This window comes from Streptococcus mitis (assembly GCF_946190325.1).
Lineage (GTDB): Bacteria > Bacillota > Bacilli > Lactobacillales > Streptococcaceae > Streptococcus > Streptococcus mitis_CF.
In genome coordinates, this window is record NZ_CAMHZR010000004.1 from 42,967 (window position 1) to 61,780 (window position 18,814).

General features: G+C 39.2%; 20 protein-coding genes and 2 riboswitches. Of the genes, 5 read left to right on the forward strand and 15 right to left on the reverse strand.

The features are described from left to right. Window positions 1-91: 91 nt before the first annotated feature. The 11 genes from thiE (N8M95_RS06395) to lctO all read right to left on the reverse strand — a co-directional run bounded on the left by thiE (N8M95_RS06395) (window position 92) and on the right by lctO (window position 9,522). Window positions 92-724, reverse strand: a complete 633-nt coding sequence (gene thiE, locus N8M95_RS06395) for a thiamine phosphate synthase (RefSeq protein ID WP_261116820.1) — start codon at window positions 722-724, stop codon at window positions 92-94. Beyond that, window positions 717-1,520 (reverse strand): hydroxyethylthiazole kinase, encoded by an 804-nt coding sequence (thiM, locus tag N8M95_RS06400; protein WP_049492254.1) that lies wholly within the window; start codon window positions 1,518-1,520, stop codon window positions 717-719. Before thiM (N8M95_RS06400) ends, thiE (N8M95_RS06395) begins: the two co-directional genes overlap by 8 nt. Then, window positions 1,520-2,044, reverse strand: coding sequence for an energy coupling factor transporter S component ThiW (gene thiW, locus N8M95_RS06405; protein ID WP_061759189.1), 525 nt, complete (start codon window positions 2,042-2,044; stop codon window positions 1,520-1,522). The genes thiM (N8M95_RS06400) and thiW overlap by 1 nt, the downstream gene beginning before the upstream one ends. Before the next feature lie 4 nt (window positions 2,045-2,048). Beyond that, a complete protein-coding gene (gene tenA, locus N8M95_RS06410; RefSeq protein ID WP_261056371.1) occupies window positions 2,049-2,741 on the reverse strand; it encodes a thiaminase II in 693 nt (230 codons plus the stop codon). Between the two features lie 10 nt (window positions 2,742-2,751). Then, window positions 2,752-3,402 (reverse strand): energy-coupling factor transporter transmembrane component T, encoded by a 651-nt coding sequence (locus tag N8M95_RS06415; RefSeq protein WP_261056373.1) that lies wholly within the window; start codon window positions 3,400-3,402, stop codon window positions 2,752-2,754. 1 nt (window position 3,403) lies between these two features. After that, a complete protein-coding gene (locus tag N8M95_RS06420; RefSeq protein ID WP_261116821.1) occupies window positions 3,404-4,789 on the reverse strand; it encodes an ATP-binding cassette domain-containing protein in 1,386 nt (461 codons plus the stop codon). Further along, window positions 4,790-5,350 carry an ECF transporter S component gene (locus N8M95_RS06425; RefSeq protein WP_261116822.1) on the reverse strand — a complete coding sequence of 187 codons (561 nt, stop codon included), beginning with the start codon at window positions 5,348-5,350 and terminating at the stop codon, window positions 4,790-4,792. It lies immediately after the preceding gene. A gap of 159 nt (window positions 5,351-5,509) precedes the next feature. Next, window positions 5,510-5,598: riboswitch (TPP riboswitch) on the reverse strand. Window positions 5,599-5,714: 116 nt separating this feature from the next. After that, a complete protein-coding gene (gene thiE / locus N8M95_RS06430) occupies window positions 5,715-6,344 on the reverse strand; it encodes a thiamine phosphate synthase (RefSeq protein WP_261116823.1) in 630 nt (209 codons plus the stop codon). Beyond that, window positions 6,334-7,128: a hydroxyethylthiazole kinase gene (gene thiM, locus N8M95_RS06435; protein WP_261116824.1), complete on the reverse strand. Its 795-nt coding sequence runs from the start codon at window positions 7,126-7,128 to the stop codon at window positions 6,334-6,336. Before thiM (N8M95_RS06435) ends, thiE (N8M95_RS06430) begins: the two co-directional genes overlap by 11 nt. A 127-nt stretch (window positions 7,129-7,255) precedes the next feature. Further along, on the reverse strand, window positions 7,256-7,924 hold the full coding sequence (locus N8M95_RS06440) for a TenA family protein (RefSeq protein ID WP_261116825.1): 669 nt from the start codon (window positions 7,922-7,924) through the stop codon (window positions 7,256-7,258). Between the two features lie 216 nt (window positions 7,925-8,140). Next, a riboswitch (TPP riboswitch) is annotated at window positions 8,141-8,229 on the reverse strand. A gap of 156 nt (window positions 8,230-8,385) precedes the next feature. Next, a complete protein-coding gene (gene lctO, locus N8M95_RS06445) occupies window positions 8,386-9,522 on the reverse strand; it encodes an L-lactate oxidase (RefSeq protein WP_000120714.1) in 1,137 nt (378 codons plus the stop codon). Between the two features lie 215 nt (window positions 9,523-9,737). Between lctO and N8M95_RS06450 the strand changes: the two genes are divergently transcribed. Genes N8M95_RS06450 through N8M95_RS06465 form a run of 4 tightly spaced genes read left to right on the forward strand, consistent with a single transcriptional unit; the run spans window position 9,738 to window position 12,692 of the window. Beyond that, the gene (locus tag N8M95_RS06450) at window positions 9,738-10,418 is read left to right on the forward strand and encodes an amino acid ABC transporter permease (RefSeq protein ID WP_136937165.1); all 681 of its coding nucleotides are present in this window, start codon (window positions 9,738-9,740) and stop codon (window positions 10,416-10,418) included. Beyond that, window positions 10,378-11,055: an amino acid ABC transporter permease gene (locus N8M95_RS06455; RefSeq protein ID WP_136937166.1), complete on the forward strand. Its 678-nt coding sequence runs from the start codon at window positions 10,378-10,380 to the stop codon at window positions 11,053-11,055. The genes N8M95_RS06450 and N8M95_RS06455 overlap by 41 nt, the downstream gene beginning before the upstream one ends. Further along, the gene (locus N8M95_RS06460; RefSeq protein WP_136937167.1) at window positions 11,056-11,814 is read left to right on the forward strand and encodes an amino acid ABC transporter ATP-binding protein; all 759 of its coding nucleotides are present in this window, start codon (window positions 11,056-11,058) and stop codon (window positions 11,812-11,814) included. It begins immediately after the preceding gene. 11 nt (window positions 11,815-11,825) lie between these two features. Then, window positions 11,826-12,692, forward strand: a complete 867-nt coding sequence (locus N8M95_RS06465) for a cysteine ABC transporter substrate-binding protein (protein WP_101784602.1) — start codon at window positions 11,826-11,828, stop codon at window positions 12,690-12,692. Between the two features lie 69 nt (window positions 12,693-12,761). On the opposite strand, the gene N8M95_RS06470 is transcribed toward N8M95_RS06465, so the two are convergent. From N8M95_RS06470 to N8M95_RS06480, 3 genes are read right to left on the reverse strand one after another with little or no spacing between them, the layout of a single operon-like run. Beyond that, window positions 12,762-16,148, reverse strand: coding sequence for a G5 domain-containing protein (locus N8M95_RS06470; RefSeq protein ID WP_261116826.1), 3,387 nt, complete (start codon window positions 16,146-16,148; stop codon window positions 12,762-12,764). Window positions 16,149-16,194: 46 nt separating this feature from the next. Further along, the gene (locus N8M95_RS06475) at window positions 16,195-16,626 is read right to left on the reverse strand and encodes a hypothetical protein (RefSeq protein ID WP_261116827.1); all 432 of its coding nucleotides are present in this window, start codon (window positions 16,624-16,626) and stop codon (window positions 16,195-16,197) included. Window positions 16,627-16,644: 18 nt separating this feature from the next. Further along, entirely contained in the window at window positions 16,645-17,556 is a 912-nt protein-coding gene (locus N8M95_RS06480; RefSeq protein WP_261116828.1) for a hypothetical protein, read from the reverse strand. Between the two features lie 96 nt (window positions 17,557-17,652). Here N8M95_RS06480 and N8M95_RS06485 point away from each other — a divergent pair, with 96 nt between their 5' ends. Further along, window positions 17,653-17,889: a helix-turn-helix domain-containing protein gene (locus tag N8M95_RS06485; protein WP_261116829.1), complete on the forward strand. Its 237-nt coding sequence runs from the start codon at window positions 17,653-17,655 to the stop codon at window positions 17,887-17,889. Window positions 17,890-18,166: 277 nt separating this feature from the next. Here the strand turns inward: N8M95_RS06485 and pyrE are convergent, their stop codons facing one another. Further along, window positions 18,167-18,799, reverse strand: coding sequence for an orotate phosphoribosyltransferase (gene pyrE, locus N8M95_RS06490; RefSeq protein WP_261116830.1), 633 nt, complete (start codon window positions 18,797-18,799; stop codon window positions 18,167-18,169). Between the last annotated feature and the right edge of the window lie 15 nt (window positions 18,800-18,814).

Below are 18,814 nucleotides of genomic sequence, written 5' to 3' on the forward strand. Positions count from 1 at the left end.
TACGTCAGCTTTATCTGTAACCTCAAAACTGTGCTTTGAGCAACCTGCGACTAGCTTCCTAGTTTGCTCTTTGATTTTCATTGAGTATTAATTAGAAAATAATGTCATCCAACTTTGTCAAAAAGGCTTGTGTTTTTGCCTCTATATCTTCTGCCTGCATCAAATCACGCACTACAGCTACTCCAGCTATGACCGTGCCAATAAGCTGTTCAATATTCTCTGACGTCAAACCTCCGATAGCAACTACTGGAATAGCGACCCTTTGGCAAATTGTCTTCAAGGTTGAAATCAGGGTGATAGGCGCATTTTCCTTGGTCGTAGTCGGGAAAATGGCTCCTGTCCCCAAGTAATCCGCACCTCCTTCTTCTGCCTCGAGGGCTCTTTTTACAGTTTTAGCTGTGACACCGAGGATTTTTTCAGAACCTAGGACTTTGCGAGCTACCGAAACTGGTAATTCATCATCTCCGATATGCAGACCTGCAGCATCAACTGCAAGACAGATATCCAACCGATCATCGATTATTAAGGGTACCTGATAGGTATCTGTTATTTCCTTGACTTGTTTGGCTAGTTGATAATATTGATGAGTTGTGAGATTTTTTTCTCGTAATTGGACTATGGTAACCCCTGAACGGCAAGCCGTCTCAATCTTTTCAAGAAAAGTTTCCAAGGAATCTTGGTAGCGGTTGGTTACCAGATACAGTCTAAGCGCCTCTCTATTCATAAACATCTCCTTTGATGGCATCTAGCCAATTTTCATCTCTTTTGAGGAGCGAAAGCTGATTGAGTACTTGGTAACGGAATTCTTCCAATCCCATTCCTTGAACAACTATTCTCTCAGCGGAGATATTGAGATAAGAAACCGCTAGGCAAGAAGCTTCAAAGGCAGTCTTTCCTTGGCTGAGAAAAACAGCTGTTAAAGCTCCAACCAAGTCTCCTGTCCCTGTTATCCAGTCTAATTCTACACAGCCATTTCCCAATACAGCAACCTGATTCTTTGAAACAATGAGGTCCTTGGGACCTGTGACTAAGAATGACACACCTGGATAGGTCTGACACCAGTCTTTCAAGACTTGAAGCAAATCATCAGTTTCTTGATCTTTAGCACTCGCATCGACCCCAACTCCGTGGTGTTTTAAGCCAACAAGACTCCGGATTTCCGACATATTTCCTTTAAGGACCGTAGGTCTATAGTCTAAAAGGTCTTTAACTAAGCTCTTACGAATGACTGAAGCCGTTATGCCAACCGCATCTACTACCATTGGGAGAGAAACTTGAGCTGCATAAGAAGCTGCTATACGGATTGCTTTTTCCTTCCCAGCTGACAAATGCCCTAAATTGATGAAGAGTGCCTGGCTTTGCTTAGTAAAATCAAGAACCTCACGGGAATCATCTGCCATAACTGGTTTACATCCCAGAGCCAAAATCCCATTTGCCAATATCTCACAAGAAATCTCATTGGTAATACAGTGAATTAAGGAACTAGAGCCTATAGGAAAGGGATTTGTAAATGCCTGCATCAGTCTATCCTTTCAACAAAGAAATATCCCTGAACTTTTTTAAAGAATTCCTGCTTGATTAAAAATCGAAAGGCAATAAAGGAAATCGCTGTACCAATCAAGGTTGCTCCGAAAAATCGAGGAGTGTAGATAAACCAACTAAGCTTAGCGGCCGATCCTGTAAAAAGCACCATAACAGGATAGGAAACAATAGAACCAATAATACCTGTTCCCAAAATTTCTCCCAAAGCAGAAAAGTAAAATTTTCGACCATACTTATAAAAGAGACCTGCTAGAAGGGCTCCAAAAGTCGCTCCTGTGAGAGCTAAAGGCGGAATCCCTTGAGTCGTCATACGGATAAAAGCTGTCACTGTAGCCATAACCAAAGCATAAACAGGTCCCATCATGATTCCTGCTAGAATATTGACTACACTGGACATCGGTGCCATTCCCTCAATCCGAAAGATAGGCGTAAGGACTACATCAAGGGCAATCATCATGGATAAAATAGTTAATTTGTGAACTTGTAATTGGTGCTTTCTCATGTTTCTATTCTTCTCCTGTTTCTAAAGACTGTAAATCACTCTTCCATGTCTGGTGTTGGTAGGCCATTTCCCAAAACTTAGCTTCCATATGAACACTGATGTGGAAGGCATCTAGCATTTTTTTCTTGTCTGTCTCGTCACTTTCTCGATAGAGCTGATTGACCAGCGCCCCCTCCTCTCTGATCTGCTGCTCCAACTCATCCGTAATATAAGTTTCAATCCATTGTTGGTAGAGAGGATTTGGTGATGGTTTAAGATTAAGTGATTTGCCTATATCATGATATAACCAAGGACAAGGCAGCAAGCTTGCAAAGGCAATGGCTAGATTTTCTTCTTCAAATTGACGATAAATGTGAGAGATATAATGATAACAAGTTGGAGCGATTGGATGTTGCTCCATTTCCTGATCGCTGATTTCCAATTCCTTGAAAAATTGTTGGCGGATAAATAACTCACCTTCCACTAGACTCTGAGCATTTTGTTTCAAGAGTCTTTTCATCTCTTGGTTTGAAGTCTTATCAGCCAAGAGATGATAGGCTTCTGAGAAGGCCTTCAAATAGTAGGCATCCTGAATCAAGTAATAGCGAAAGATGGACGTGTCTAAATTACCCTCTTGCAACTGTAAAACAAAGGGGTGATGAAAGGAAGTCTGCCAAGCTTCCTTGGATAATTCCATCGCAATATCTGTAAATTCCATAATAACTCCTTTATAAAAATAGACTGGTTTGAAGCAATAAAAAGAACAGCAGGTAGATGAATAGTGTCCTTTGAGGAATATAAAAAGTCCGATAGCTATTCTCCACCTGTGCATGTTCGTCATATCCATGCGCCGATAGGGCTCTCAGGTAAAGATGGCGCCATCTAAAGACTGTCATCAGAACCTTGCTGTAAATCAAGGGAGACCAAAAATGCAGTTCTTGACCACGTAATAGGCAAGCTTCCTTGAGGGACTTGATTTCTTGCTGAATGAGAGGAAAGGAATTAAATACCACAATCAAGGCATAAGCCCATGACCGTGATAGCCCCTTTTGAGCCAAGTACAAGAGAAGCTCTTTTAAGGAAATAGAGGAAACAAAGACAAGACCAATACAAACGGTCACAAAGGCCCTCGTTCCAAGCATGACTGCCTGCGAAGCATCTCCATGTAACTGAACTGCCCAGTAGTTGGCCAAGGATGGCAAAATGGCGAGCAGAATCATCCAAGCCAATACTTTAAATCGACGGTAATAGAGCATAAAGAGAATACAAAATGCAACTACCGAGAGATTAAGAGCAATCGAAGGAATGAAAGATGTTTCCAGCGATAAAATCAGCAAGAAGAGACTGATAATCGGTGTCTGGGTTGCTACTTTGACCATACTATCTCACCTCCCTTTGAGCATTGCTACTCTGAGATGTGAGTGGTTTGGTAATTGTCACTTCTTTCACATGACCGAGCCCCTGACTAGTCATCTCAATCCAATAATCAACCACAGAGATCAAGGGATCTAAACGATGGCTAATGATCAGAAAACTTCTTCCCTGATTTCTCTCCTCCACAATCCACTTGCAAAAATAATGGCAGGCTCTATCATCCAAACCTGCAAAAGGTTCATCTAGCAAAATCACAGACGCCTTGCTGGTCAAGATGGTCAAGAGCTGAAGAATCTTTTGCTGGCCACCACTTAATTGATAGGGACTCTTATCAAGTGCCTGCTCCAGATCAAAATATTGTAAAGCTTGGAGAATCCGCTGATTTCTTTCAGAGTCTGGACTGTCTAATTGAAACTCTTCTCGCAGACTGACTCGGATAAACTGTTTCTCAGCTTCCTGAACAACACCCGTCAGGTCACGATACAAACTCTTTTTCTTTTTCAAGACCGAACTCTTCCAAGTAATGCGCCCCTTATACTTTTGAAATTGAAGAATAGACCGAAAGAGGGTTGATTTCCCGACACCATTATCACCCAAGATACAGGAAATTCCTTGGTAGAATGTAAAATTCACAATCGAAAAGAGGGGACGCTTATCCAGCTCACAAGTTGTTCTATCCATGTGGAATAGTTCTGGGCTAGAAGCAACTTCCTTTGAAACAGCCTGTGTCATCTCAGAGGTAGGGATTTGAAACACTTCCCTTAGTTGTCCATCTCTTAGCTCCACCATATAGTCGATATAGGCTTCGTAGTCCGTTAAATCATGGTCGCACAAAATAACCGTCTTCCCATTAGAGGCCAACTCTTTTAGAATCTCCAAGATCTCTATCCTACTCTTGCGATCAATGGAAGCAAAAGGTTCATCCAAGAGATAGACCCTAGGATTCATAGCAAAGAGAACAGCCAAGGCAGCCTTTTGCTTTTCCCCACCTGATAAGTGATGAATGGGACGGTGCAAAATCGCCTTGCAGCGACATTGCTGGACAACCTCTGCTATTTTAGAATCAATTTCCTGAACGGGATGCCCAATATTTTCCAAGGTAAAAATCAGCTCCTCAAACAGGTTCTCCATGGTAAATTGATGATTGGGATTTTGAAAGAGAATACCAACCGTCTGGACACGTTCGATGATAGAAAGCTGACTGACCTCGCTCCCATCTACCAGGACTTGACCGCTATAGGGAAGAGAACTGACTTGGGCAATGACTTGAAAGAGGCTCGATTTTCCAGACCCACTACTTCCAACCAACAAGGTAAAGGATTGCTCATGAAAAGTAAAATCAATCGCTTCCGAAAAAATTGGGGACTGAATCTCTCGTAATTCCAGCCCCATCTATGCTTTTCCTCCAGTTGCAAACTGATGATAGAGTTTGACAATGGCACGAACCAAGATAGTACAGAAGAAAAAGACAGAAATAAAACGTACCACAAGCAAGGAAAGGACAAAAGGAAGGGAGAAGGCGTAGTAACCTAACTTAATGTATTCATAGACAAAGCTAACAAGCGTAATCCCAATACTATTAGCAGTTAGAGAGAGCCAACTTTCATAGCGATTCTTGGTTACGATAAAACCAAGTTCACTTCCCAAACCTTGAACCAAGCCAGACAAAAGGGCACCTAGACCGAATTGGCTACCATAAAGGACTTCAGCAAGCGCAGCTAGCACTTCACCAATCGTTGCACTTCCGACTCTTGGAACAAAGATTGCAGCAATAGGCGCAGCCATACACCAGAGACCAAAGAGGATTTCATTGGCAAAGGCCTGCAAGCCAAGAGGGGCTAAAATCAGAGTGAGGATATCAAACAGATAGCCTGAACCCACAAAAACGCCACCAAAAAAGATAGACAAGAAAGCAAGTAAGATAACATCTTTTAATTGCCATTTTTTAAACATAAAAAACTCCTTTTTTTAAAGAAAAGTGGGGCATTCAAGGAGACCTACCTAAATGCTTTGTATCATCTTCATCCAGTTTCGTAAAAGAAAAAACTCTAATTACAGATAGGAATTAGAGTTCAGCTTACAAGATTAGATAGTTCTTTTCGACATACGAAAAAAAACCATTTCACATTTCCCTTCGCCAGTCTTAACTGTATCAGGTTCAATGGGTATCATCTCAGCCTAAAGCACCCCAAATGTCTTTATTATTTAATTATATAAATATTATAACAAACGATTTATTCTAGTTCAAGAAATTGAACTGGGAAATACAGACTTACACTCACAAAGACAGCAGATCTTTCTTTGGTTAGATCCATACCTATTGTTCACTCATTTCCCGAACAGTTTTTTCTATATTTTTTGCATACGATATTGCTGAAATGATTGAAACACCATCCATATTGGTCTTCATAATGTCTTTGATATGTTGCGTCTGTATCCCACCAATTGCAACTAAGGGCATTTGTTGCAATAGTTTTCTCATCAATTTAAGACCCTCATAACCTATAGCGCCACCAGCATCATCCTTTGACTGGGTATCAAATACAGGACCAACACCAACATAATCTACATATTCAACTTTTGATTGTTGAAATTCTTTCTCGTTTTTTATAGAAAGACCAATTATTTTATCTGGCATCAATTTTCTAATTTCATCAACTCCAAGGTCATCTTGTCCTACATGTACGCCATCAGCATCTATTTCCAATGCCAAATCAATATCATCATTAACGATAAATGGAACATTATATTTTTTACAAAGAGCCTGTAGTTTTATTGCTAGTTCGACTTTTTCTATACCTTTCAGGGCTCCCTCACCTTTTTCACGGAATTGAAATAAGGTTATACCACCTTTTAAGGCTTCCTCAACGACCGTATATAGATCTTTTCCTTGGCAAGTAGTCGTTCCACAAATAAAATATAGTTTTAGTAATTCTTTATGAAACATTTTTCTTCACTCTTTTGAATTTCTTTACATCTTCGTCTGTAATCTCGTATAAGGCATTTATAAATTCAACTTTAAATGTTCCAGGAAGATGCCCATTTGGACGTTTTTCTGCCATTTCTCCAGCGATATTGTAAACCAACATTGCTGTTTCTAATGATTTCAATTCTTGACCTTTTTCTAGTCCGATAAAGCTTGCTACTACAGCACCTAATAAGCATCCTGTCCCAATAACTTTTGGCATCATGGCACTACCATTATGAATCGTTACCACTTCTCCATTTACCGCAATAGCATCCACTTCACCTGTTACTACAATTGGAATATTAAACTTCTCATTTGCTGCTAGAGCAATTTCGTCAATATTATCTACACCCGCACTATCTACTCCTTTAGATTCCACATTTATTCCTACTAAAGAGGCAATCTCGCCAGCATTTCCTCTAATCGCTGCCAGTTTGTAATTATTGATTAGATCATCTGCTACTTTTTTTCTATATTCTCCTGCTCCACAGGCTACAGGATCTAAAACTGCAGGAACATTATATTTTTCAGCAATTTTTAGTGCCTCTTGGTACAGCTTCCAATTATTATCCGTTAAAGTCCCAATGTTAATCAATAATCCTCCAGCATATTTTAATAGATCTTCTAAGTCTGCTGGGTACTCGCTCATAGCTGGTGAGGCACCCAGTGCTACTAATCCATTTGCTGTAAAGTTTTTTACAACATCATTGGTGATACAGATTACTAATGGTGCTTTTTCTTTTAATAATTTTAAACTTGTCATATTGAAATCCTTCCTTTTCACTTTATACGATCTACTGATTTCGATTTATCTCTATCTTTCGTTAAGAAATTTTTCAGTTACATTGAATGATTTACCTCATCAAATTTGTCAGTATCCTGAACTTTCCCTAAGCATCATAACCAATATCAAAAAAGGCTAATTCTAAAGCGACCGCTTGATTCCAGCGTTGCTGAAGTTCTGTCAAATCTTCTATACCTTTCCCGACACGATTAAGTTCATCAACCAGAAATTGAACCCACTCTGCAAAGAAAGGACCTCTGTGGAGGTTGATCCATTCCAAATGAATATAAGCTTCAGGTAGAGCCAAATCTTTAGAACCCCAGTCTAAATAGAGACCTTCTGCAATAACCAGCATGACCAAAAGATGGGCATAATCTGATGATGACACAGCAGAATACATAAGCTCCTGAAAGGCTTTTGTTACAGGATGCAAGGTCACTTCCAGATAGTCATTCTCAGATACTTTTAACTCTTTGAAAGCCTTCTGGAAATAACCGTCTTCATCTGCTTCAAGAAAACCTAGTTGCTTGGCAAAACGAAGCTTGGATTCAAGCTTGTCTGCGTGGGCTACGCAAGCACCCAGCATGGATAAGAAGGCATCAAAGAAGTGATAATCTTGAATTAGGTAGTCTTTTAAGACCTTATTCTCAATTGTCCCCGCAAAAAGTTCCTTAACAAAACGATGATTGATTGCAGCCTGCCAATCCTTCTGACTGCTTTTTAATAATTCTCCAACGGTCAACCCTGGCTGAAATGCATAGTCTTGTGTTTCCATATTTACTTCTCCTCTCTTTACTCGTTCGTAATCAACAAAACATCAAGAAAATCCTAGTTTTACTTGACCTTTTTAAAGAAAATCAAGGGCGTTCAAGAAGAGCTACCTAAATGCTTTGTATCACCTTCATCCAGCTTATATAAACAAAAAAACTCCAATTACAATCAAGAATTAGAGTTTAGCTTACAAGATTAGATTGTTCATTTCGACATACGAAAAAAACTGTTCACATTTCCCTTCGCCAGTCTTAACTGTATCAGGTTCAATGGGTATCATCTCAGCCTAAAGCACCCCAAATGTCTTTATTATTTAATTACTGCACCAGTATAGCAAAAAATGAAAGCCCTAGCAAGATATTTGACTGAAAAATATATTTCTATAGTTTTTGATACATTTTCCCTCATTGAAACTTTTAAAATACAAGCAAAAACCTCCACATTATGTGGAGGCAAGCTATTTTATCAATACAATTTTAAGTCACGAGGGTCAACTGGGAAGGTTGGGTTGTATGGATTGTGACGAAGTTTGAAGTGTTTAACATCTTCAATAGTCTGAGTTCCAGACAACTGCATGACTGTCTTCAATTCCGCATTTAAGTGTTCAAAGACTTGACGCACACCAACACTACCACCAAGAGCCAAACCATAGATAACAGGGCGACCAATAGCTACCAAGTCTGCTCCTGAAGCCAAGGCTTTAAAGACGTGTTGACCACGACGAATACCTGAGTCAAAGACGATTGGCACGCGTTTATCAACTGCTTCTGCTACTTCTTGAAGTGAGTCAAAGGCAGCTGGTCCACCGTCAATTTGGCGACCACCGTGGTTAGTCACCCAGATACCAGAAGCTCCTGCAGCAAGCGAACGTTCAACGTCCTCACGGCATTGTGGTCCCTTGACATAAACAGGAAGTCCTGAGTATTCAGCGATAAATTCTACATCGCGTGGAGACAAGCGTTGTTTAGCTGATTTGTAAACAAAGTCCATTGATTTACCAGCACCTTCTGGTAGGTATTCCTCAACAATCGGCATGCCAACTGGGAAGACAAAACCATTACGCTTGTCCACCTCACGATTACCCCCTACAGTCGCATCTGCTGTCAAGACAATCGCTTTGTAGCCTTCAGCCTTCACACGGTCCATGATGTGGCGGTTAATACCATCATCTTTACTAAAGTAAAATTGGAACCAGTGAGGTGTCCCTTGAAGGGCTTCTGTAATTTCTGGAAGGTCAACAGTAGAGTAAGAGCTAGTTGTATAGAGGGAACCAAACTCATGAACACCACGCGCAGTCGCCACTTCACCCTGTTCATTTGCTAATTTATGAGCTGCAACAGGCGCCATAATGATTGGTGAAGACAATTTTTCACCTGCAAATTCAATCTCTGTACTTGGATTTTCAACATCACAAAGAGTATGAGGAACGATGAGTTTGTGGTTAAAGGCACGAATATTCTCACGTAAAGTGAAGGTATCTTCCGCCCCACTAGCGATATAGCCAAATGCTGCTTTAGGAATAACTTGTTGCGCCATTGGCTCCAAATCATATGTATTGATGAAATCTACATGACCTTCTGCATTGCTTGTTTTGTATGACATAAAATGCCCTCCTTAATAAGTAAGCGTTTACTTTGTATATTACAAAAATATCTTAACTCTTTTTTCAAAATTTTTCAAATATTTTGTTTGAAAATTTCAGAAATTCTAGGACTATGATAAAAAATCCCTATAACAGCAATAAAAAATACATATTATTCAAAGGAGATTTTAAGTGCTACAATAACTGTATTATTTCTAGATGGGAGGTTCTATTTTTGGATTGGTCCATTGTTGAACAATATCTACCACTATATCAAAAGGCATTCTTTCTGACCTTGCATATTGCAGTTTGGGGAATTTTGGGATCCTTTCTGCTCGGTTTAATCGTTAGTATCATCCGACATTATCGAATCCCTGTTCTGGCGCAAGTGGCGACAGCCTACATTGAATTGTCACGCAACACGCCCCTTTTGATTCAACTCTTCTTTCTCTACTTCGGTCTTCCCCGAATCGGGATTGTCCTATCTTCAGAAGTCTGTGCCACTTTAGGACTGGTCTTTTTAGGAGGCTCCTATATGGCAGAATCTTTCCGAAGTGGGCTGGAATCCGTCAGTCAAACCCAGCAGGAGATTGGATTAGCAATCGGTCTGACACCTCTACAGGTCTTTCGCTATGTGGTTCTTCCGCAAGCAACAGCGGTGGCCCTACCGTCTTTTAGTGCCAATGTCATTTTCCTCATCAAGGAAACCTCTGTTTTCTCAGCAGTAGCTTTGGCCGACCTCATGTACGTCGCCAAGGACTTGATTGGGCTCTACTATGAGACAGACATTGCGCTAACTATGTTGGTAGTTGCTTATCTGATGATGCTTCTACCCATCTCACTAGTCTTTAGCTGGATAGAAAGGAGGCTCCGCCATGCAGGATTCGGGAATCCAAGTACTCTTTCAGGGAAATAATCTCCTGAGAATCTTACAGGGATTAGGTGTCACAATTGGCATTTCTATCCTGTCTGTCCTCTTATCCATGATGTTCGGAACAGTCATGGGAATCATCATGACCTCCCATTCTAGAATCATACGATTTTTAACACGATTGTATCTGGAATTTATCCGTATCATGCCCCAGCTGGTGTTGCTCTTTATCGTTTATTTCGGCTTGGCTCGAAACTTTAATATTAATATCTCAGGTGAGACTTCAGCTATTATCGTTTTTACCCTCTGGGGAACAGCTGAAATGGGGGACTTGGTCCGTGGAGCCATCACTTCCCTCCCTAAGCATCAGTTTGAAAGTGGACAGGCACTAGGTTTGACAAATGTTCAACTTTACTACCACATCATCATCCCACAGGTCTTGAGAAGATTGCTACCACAAGCCATCAACCTTGTCACTCGGATGATCAAAACCACTTCCTTGGTTGTCTTGATTGGGGTAGTTGAAGTGACCAAGGTTGGACAGCAAATCATCGATAGCAATCGCCTGACTATCCCAACTGCTTCTTTTTGGATTTATGGAACCATTCTGATCTTGTATTTCGCAGTCTGCTTTCCTATTTCCAAACTATCCACTCACCTAGAAAAACATTGGAGGAACTAAATGTCTGAAACTATCTTAGAAATCAAGGAACTCAAAAAATCCTTCGGAGACAATCCCATCCTCCAAGGTCTATCCCTACAAATCAATAAAGGGGAAGTTGTCGTCATTCTAGGACCCTCTGGTTGTGGGAAAAGTACCCTCCTTCGTTGTCTCAACGGCTTAGAAAGTATTCAAGGTGGAGATATCCTGCTGGATGGTCAGTCTATCGTTGAAAATAAAAAAGACTTTCACCTAGTTCGCCAAAAGATTGGCATGGTCTTTCAAAGTTATGAACTCTTTCCCCATCTGGATGTCCTACAAAACCTCATCCTAGGTCCTATCAAGGCTCAGGGACGCGACAAGAAGGAAGTAACTGAAGAAGCTCTGCAACTACTGGAACGTGTTGGTTTACTGGATAAACAACATAGCTTTGCGCGTCAATTATCTGGTGGACAGAAGCAACGGGTTGCAATTGTCCGTGCTCTCCTCATGCATCCAGAAATCATCCTTTTTGACGAAGTGACTGCTTCGCTGGATCCAGAAATGGTGCGTGAGGTTCTAGAACTTATCAATGATTTAGCTCAAGAAGGGCGCACCATGATTCTAGTAACCCACGAAATGCAGTTTGCCCAAGCCATTGCCGATCGCATTATCTTCCTCGACCAAGGGAAAATCGCTGAAAAAGGAACGGCTCAAGCCTTCTTTACCAATCCTCAAACCAAACGAGCTCAGGAATTTTTAAACGTCTTTGACTTTAGCCAATTTGGCTCATATCTATAAAGGAGATTTTTATGAAACTACTCAAACCACTTTTAACTGTTTTAGCACTTGCCTTTGCCCTTATCTTTATCACAGCTTGTAGCTCAGGTGGAAACGCTGGTTCATCGTCTGGTAAAACCACTGCCAAGGCTCGCACAATCGATGAAATCAAAAAAAGCGGTGAACTGCGAATCGCCGTATTCGGGGACAAGAAACCGTTTGGTTACGTTGACAATGACGGTTCTTACCAAGGTTACGATATTGAACTTGGAAACCAACTGGCACAGGACCTTGGCGTGAAGGTTAAATACGTTTCAGTCGATGCTGCCAACCGTGCGGAATACTTGATTTCAAACAAGGTTGATATCACACTTGCCAACTTTACAGTAACTGACGAACGCAAGAAACAAGTTGATTTTGCCCTTCCATACATGAAAGTTTCTCTTGGAGTCGTATCGCCTAAGACCGGTCTTATTACAGATGTCAAACAATTGGAAGGTAAAACCTTAATTGTTACAAAAGGAACGACCGCTGAAACTTATTTTGAGAAAAATCACCCAGAAGTAAAACTTCAAAAATACGACCAATACAGTGACTCTTACCAAGCCCTTCTTGACGGACGTGGAGATGCCTTCTCTACTGACAATACTGAAGTCCTAGCTTGGGCGCTTGAAAACAAAGGATTTGAAGTAGGAATTACTTCCCTCGGTAATCCAGATACCATTGCGGCAGCAGTTCAAAAAGGCAACCAAGAACTGCTAGACTTCATCAATAAAGATATTGAAAAATTAGGCAAGGAAAACTTCTTCCACAAGGCCTATGAAAAAACACTTCACCCAACCTACGGTGACGCTGCTAAAGCAGATGACCTAGTTGTTGAAGGTGGAAAAGTCGACTAAGTTTTAAAAAGAAAAACGGACAAGACTAGAATTCTGGTAATCAGAATCTCTATCTTGTTCGTTTTCTATCTAGTCCACCATAGATGCAATTTCCATTATTGCCACAACGTTTGTTGGATTATCAGAAGTCAATGAATGATTTGCGAACCCAAGAGCTACACGGAATTGTACATTCTTGTTTGCTGGGCTATAACCATCTCCCATCATCATAGCTGCATAGTGACCTTTAGAGTGTTTCCATACAGTATAGAAGTAGTGAGCTAGTGCCTTTTCATTTGTAAGACTCACAATATCCCAAACAGTAGTTGTTTCTGCTGCATTTTCCGTCATTGCATTTGTTTGTTTGTAGAATTCTGGATCATAAGCAGTTGACCAACGAGAACCATCAGGTCGTTTGTGCTTACCTTCCTTCTTACCTTGGTAACGCAATGAACCGTGATCTGCCATTTCATTTGCACGAATATTGGCAACTAGAGTTAGTTCGCTATCATCCGCTGCAATTGTTGCAGGAGTCAAACCTTTACGAGTACGTTCTTCATTAAGAAGTTCCATGAAGTGTTCATTAAGTTTACGATTATCTACAATTTGTTCAAGTTTATCAAGTTCTGCTTGAGAGAGGCGAGATGCTTTCCAAACTGAGATAAGTCCACTGTCTCGAGGAAGTTCAGCTTCATCATCTGTTGTATCAACCGCCACACGGTCTTTATCAGGTTGAGAAAGATTGTCGTGTAGATACTTAGCACTACGGTGATCTTCATTGTTTGGATCCAAACCATTTTCACCTAGGCTCTTAACGTCTTTCCAAGTGCCATCAATGTCATAGTTTTCATCACTTGTTGGAACTACAACATCTGTTGGGTCAGCGACACGTTTTTTCTTAGTACCATCAAAGGTGATTGTGTCAACTGCATCTTGAATTTCAACTAGCTCACGACTTTTAACAGTTCGTTCACCAGTTTTATTGTTTACTGAAATAACTTTACGATAACGTTTGAATCCATCACGTCCGTTTTCAGTACGAGTTTCACCTTCGAAAAGGTTAGAATCATTTTCAGTACGAGAACCATGAGAAATTGTTTCAGTTTCTTCTTCAGTAACTTCAGACATCAATTTCTTAGTTCCATAATGAACAACTTTTTGTTTTGCTGGAACAGTGTTAATCAGTTCACGACTTACTTCTGTACGGTTTTGATTTTCATCATTGATGTACTTAACTTTGTAAGTTTCCTTACCATTTACCGCATCTTCAACTCGCTCATCACCTTCAAAAAGTTCAGGATCAGCAACTCGTTTTTCACCTTCAGCAGTAATAACTTTGTCTTCGTTAGCATAAGTGTAACGTTCTTTAGTTCCAACTTCGACTACTTCATCCACTGCTGGAACAGTTTCAGTATTGATTAGCTCACTCTTAACAAGTTTGCCATCTTCATAGTAATCTTTGTAGTTTTCGATGATTTCACCGTTTTTACCTTTAGTTTTAACAACTCGTTGATCGTTGAAAAGTTTATCGCTTTTAACTTCAACAGTATTGAAGTTTTCTCCAGCTTTGCGCTCAACTCGAGTTTTGTTTTCAGTTAAAACTTTATGTGTTCCAACTCGAACAACTTCTTTAACCGGTTTTACTTCATCACTTTTAACCACAGATGAACGACCATTTCCGTAAACAATTGTAGTTTCAGTATAAGAACCTTTTTGACCCTTAGTTTCTACTACACGTTTTCCTTCATTTAATGTCTCATCTTTAACTTCTTCAGTTTCGTAATTTACTTCAACTGTTCGAGAAGTGCGACTTGTTTCCAAGTTTTCACCAGTTCCAATTTCTACAATTTCATCAACTGCTGGAACTTCATTTTCTCGTTTTTCATCACGAGAAACTTCCGTACCGTCTGGAGTGGTTACAACTGTAGTAACAAGTTCATAAGAACCATCTTTACCAGCTTGAATTACTTTTTTCTCACCTTTCGGAAGGTCTGGATTTGTGTTGCTAGTAACTTTATGTTCAACCTTGTGGTTTTCACGAGTTACAGTTTCAATGTTTTTCTTAGCAACTTTTGTTCCGACATGAACAACTCGATTTTTTGCCTCTTTTTGAGTAGATGAAACAAGAGTACGACCAGTTTCAACACCATCTTCAAGTGTTACAGTGAAAACTTCAAGTTTTTCACCATTTTGACCGGCTTCCACTTCTTTTTCTACTCCAGCATCCAAGTTTTCATCTGGAACGTATTCTGTACCTGGAAGAATAGGAGTACGAACTACCTCTTCTTTTGTAGTACGAACCACTTCTTTGGAAGTTTTAGTACCAACATGGATAACTTTATCAACTGCAGGAGTTGTTTGTGTTCCTGTCACTGTACGACTAACTTCTACACCATTTTCAATGGTAATTGTGTAAGTTGTTTCTGTTTTTCCTGCAACACCTTCTTGGACAACTTTAGTCTCTCCAACGTTAAGATTTGCATCTGGGACATGTTGGACTCCAGGTTCAATTACAGAAGTTTCTACTTCAGTTCGAGTAGTTACAACTTTTTTAACTTCAGGCTGAGCTGGAATGGCTGGCTGAGCTTCTACAGCTGGTTTAGCAGGCACTTCTGGTTTTGCTGTAGTAGCAGGTTTAATAACTTCTTCAGTTGTTTTTTCACCAACTACAGTATTAGTTTTACCAGTTTCAACTTGTTCTTTGTTTCCTGGTAAAGTTGCTTGGTTATTACCTTCAACCTTATCTTTTTTCTCTTCTAAAGTTTTTTCTTCTTTAGTTGGAGTACCAGTTGTTTGGTCTTTGTTTTCTGGAACAGTTGGAGTGGTAACTTTAGTTTCAACTTCTTTTTTCTCTTCCTTTTTATCTAAGACCTTATCTTTTTCTGGTTTAGCTTCAGGCAATGCAGGCTGAACTTCTGGAGTGCCTTTTTCGATAATTACCAATTCTGGCAGTTTAGGCTGAACTGCTGGGATGCATTTATCATCTTTAACTTCAACCTTTTTAGTTAAGTTATCAGATTTTTCCAATATTTTATTATCTTTATTAGCTACTTCTAATCTAGAAACTTGCTCAACTGCGTCTTCACCCTCAGTTCTTACCTGTGACTTAAGCTTTTCCTCTACCTTCGTTATTTCTGATAATTTTTCATATGATTTATCGAGAGATTTAATCGAATCTTCAGAACCAACTTTTTTAGTAGCTACAAATTCTTTAGCCAATTCCTCTTTGGCATCTACTTTAGGTAGAAAACTCTTCTCTATTTCTTTAATAGTATCAGTTGTTGTGTATTCTTTTTCTTTTGAAGAAGAGTCTGAAACGGTAACACTTTCACATTGTCCTTGGTTTTGACTCGATCGATTTTGCAACACAACTGTTCCAGCTGAAATTCCTAAAAGCGCGACAATTGCAGCTGAGATTACCCAACCTCTTCTACCTTTTTTCAAAGTCTTTTTTTCATTAGTATTTTGTCTATCCATCTTTATTTTCCTGACTTTTCAATGATTATATTTTTACATACTGACACTATCTAATATATTTTTTAGAAAAACGATAATTTCTAACAGTACCTATAATGCCTCCTAGGCTACATGTAAATAAAATCAAAATAAAAATGGAAAAGCTATCGCCAATTACTTTAATACTATATAGATAATTAAAAATTAAAAATAAAGGTAGTGAAATCGGAAGTATAGTACAGCTCACAGCAACTCGTCTCATTTCTTTGGTCTCTCCACTCATAAACCAAGTCAAAGGTAAAAATCTCATCCAATTTAAATATTCTTTCTGTTGAATTTTTTCTTCAAACAAATGAGTAAATAAAGTATAAAATGGCAATGCGACATAATAAGTTGCTTTGACTAAAAAGTACATTACAGTTATAAAAATGGCAAAGCCCCACCACATATCTCTAACTGTTTGATCAATATCACTCTCATATTTCGGTTTTCCAAACATCTTATTTCTCCTAATCTATTATTTCATTAAATTTGTAAATGTATTAATTGTTGTCATTTTGTTATTGTAATCAACTTTTCTTTGTAATTCTTGAAACTGATAATTTAATTGCTCTGTCCTCATCATGTCTTCATACATATTTTGCGCTTGTCCTAGGTCATAGGCTCTACCTTGATCAATTACATTAACCATATAAGCAAAAGCATCAAAATGAATATCTAACCCTGCTTGTTGCCTTGCATAAACAAATGGGATACTATTCAATTTCTCCATACAATAGTTTCTAGCTTGAGCAACTTCATCCTTATGTTCTTTTACTTGATCTGCTATTGGTTTTTCATGCTTCACTCGTTGATAAGCAAAATAAATTGGAGACCATAGCAGAACCCATGCTCCCACCCAAAGGGAGTATTCAAAAGGTTTACTTAAGATTCCTAAACCAGAACTAGAAAATTCACCAAGTCTATCTATATAGGCAACTAAGAACAATGAACCTAAAATTCTGAAAATCCATCCCAAAACACTCAATTTCGGATTGATAAGAGAAAGGTGTTTTCCATCTACTATATAAAAATACTTAGTTAGGTCTTCTACTCTTTTAGACCAAATAGCAGCTTCAACTATTAAGTTTCTACTACGTTTAGGCTCTTCTATTGTCGAAAGATATTCTTGTAAAACAGTCTGGTATGATTGCGGATTAGCAATAGGATAATATTCATATTTTTTGCCTTCTGCAGTAATGACATCAAGTGAATGGTATGCACCATTATCAAAAACTTCAGACCAATGTTTATTTGGTAACCTCCCTTTTACATAGGCTTCCCAAATAGTCCATTCATCAAACAAATCTGACTTAGATTCATCCGGAATAATTCCTAAAAAATAATCTAACTCATTCTCCTCTTGAGAAATAATATCATTCTTATTCATCCATAAGTCTCCTTTCCTTGTTATTTTATCATATTGTGGATATATACACAATATGAAGTCAGATACTTTTTTCTTATAATTAAGTAAAAGGAGTTGATGACGATAATCAGTTTTAACCCACTCTGGGCTACAATGAAGAAAAAAGAAGTTTCTCAATACAAGTTATTAAAAGCCGGAGTTGATAATAAAACTCTTGACAGCTTAAAGAAAAATAAAAACATAACTTTACTAACTTTAGAGAAGCTATGTCGGATTTTAGATTGTCTTCCAAATGATATCGTTGAATTTATCGAAGAAACTCCCGATTCTAATATTCGTAACACATTTATCTAGTTCTAACATTTATTCTTATGTCATAATATCTAGGTTATCTACCCTCCCTACCATTGTTCACAATATAAACCAAGTAATACTCTTCAAACCACATCAGCTTCACCTTAGATTATATATGTGACTGACTTCGTCAGTCTTATCTACAACCTCAAAGCAGTGCTTTGAGCAACCTGCGACTAGCTTCCTAGTTTGCTCTTTGATTTTCATTGAGTATAAGATCCAATAACATTACAAAAAGAAATCAGGTAATCCTAGTGAATACCTGATTTTCTATGTATTAAGCATTTTGCCAATTTTCTTGGTCTTCTTTAAAGCGTTTTAGAAGGTCCAATCCTTCTGGCGTGATGTAACCTTCTTCTTGCGCTAGGTGGATGAGTTCGCTGTAATTTGAAAGTGTCACCAATTTCACGCCAGCATCCGCAAAGTTCTTATCTGCCTTTGGCAATTGGTAGCTGAATATAGCTACAACTCCAAGCACATCTGCGCCTTCACGTTTAGCAGCAGCTACCGCTTCAAGAACTGAACCGCCAGTTGAAATAAGGTCTTCAACCACTACCATTTTTTGATCTTGAGCTACACGTCCTTCGATTTGGTTACCAGCTCCGTGGTCTTTTGGTTTGCTACGGATATAGGCAAATGGTAAGTTCATCTTGTCAGCAATGATAGCTCCGTGTGGAATCCCTGCTGTCGCAGTTCCTGCAATCACTTCAACCTCTGGAAAGGCTTCTTTAATAGCATCCACAAAACCATTTTCAATGAGAGTACGAGTTTCTGGATAGGCTAGTGTCACACGGTTATCTGTGTAAATCGGTGACTTGATGCCGGATGCCCAAGTGAAAGGCTCCTCTGGTTTGAGGTAAACGGCTTGGATTTTCAAGAGGTGGCTAGCGATATCTTTAGCAAGTGTCATGGTCTTCTCCTTTTA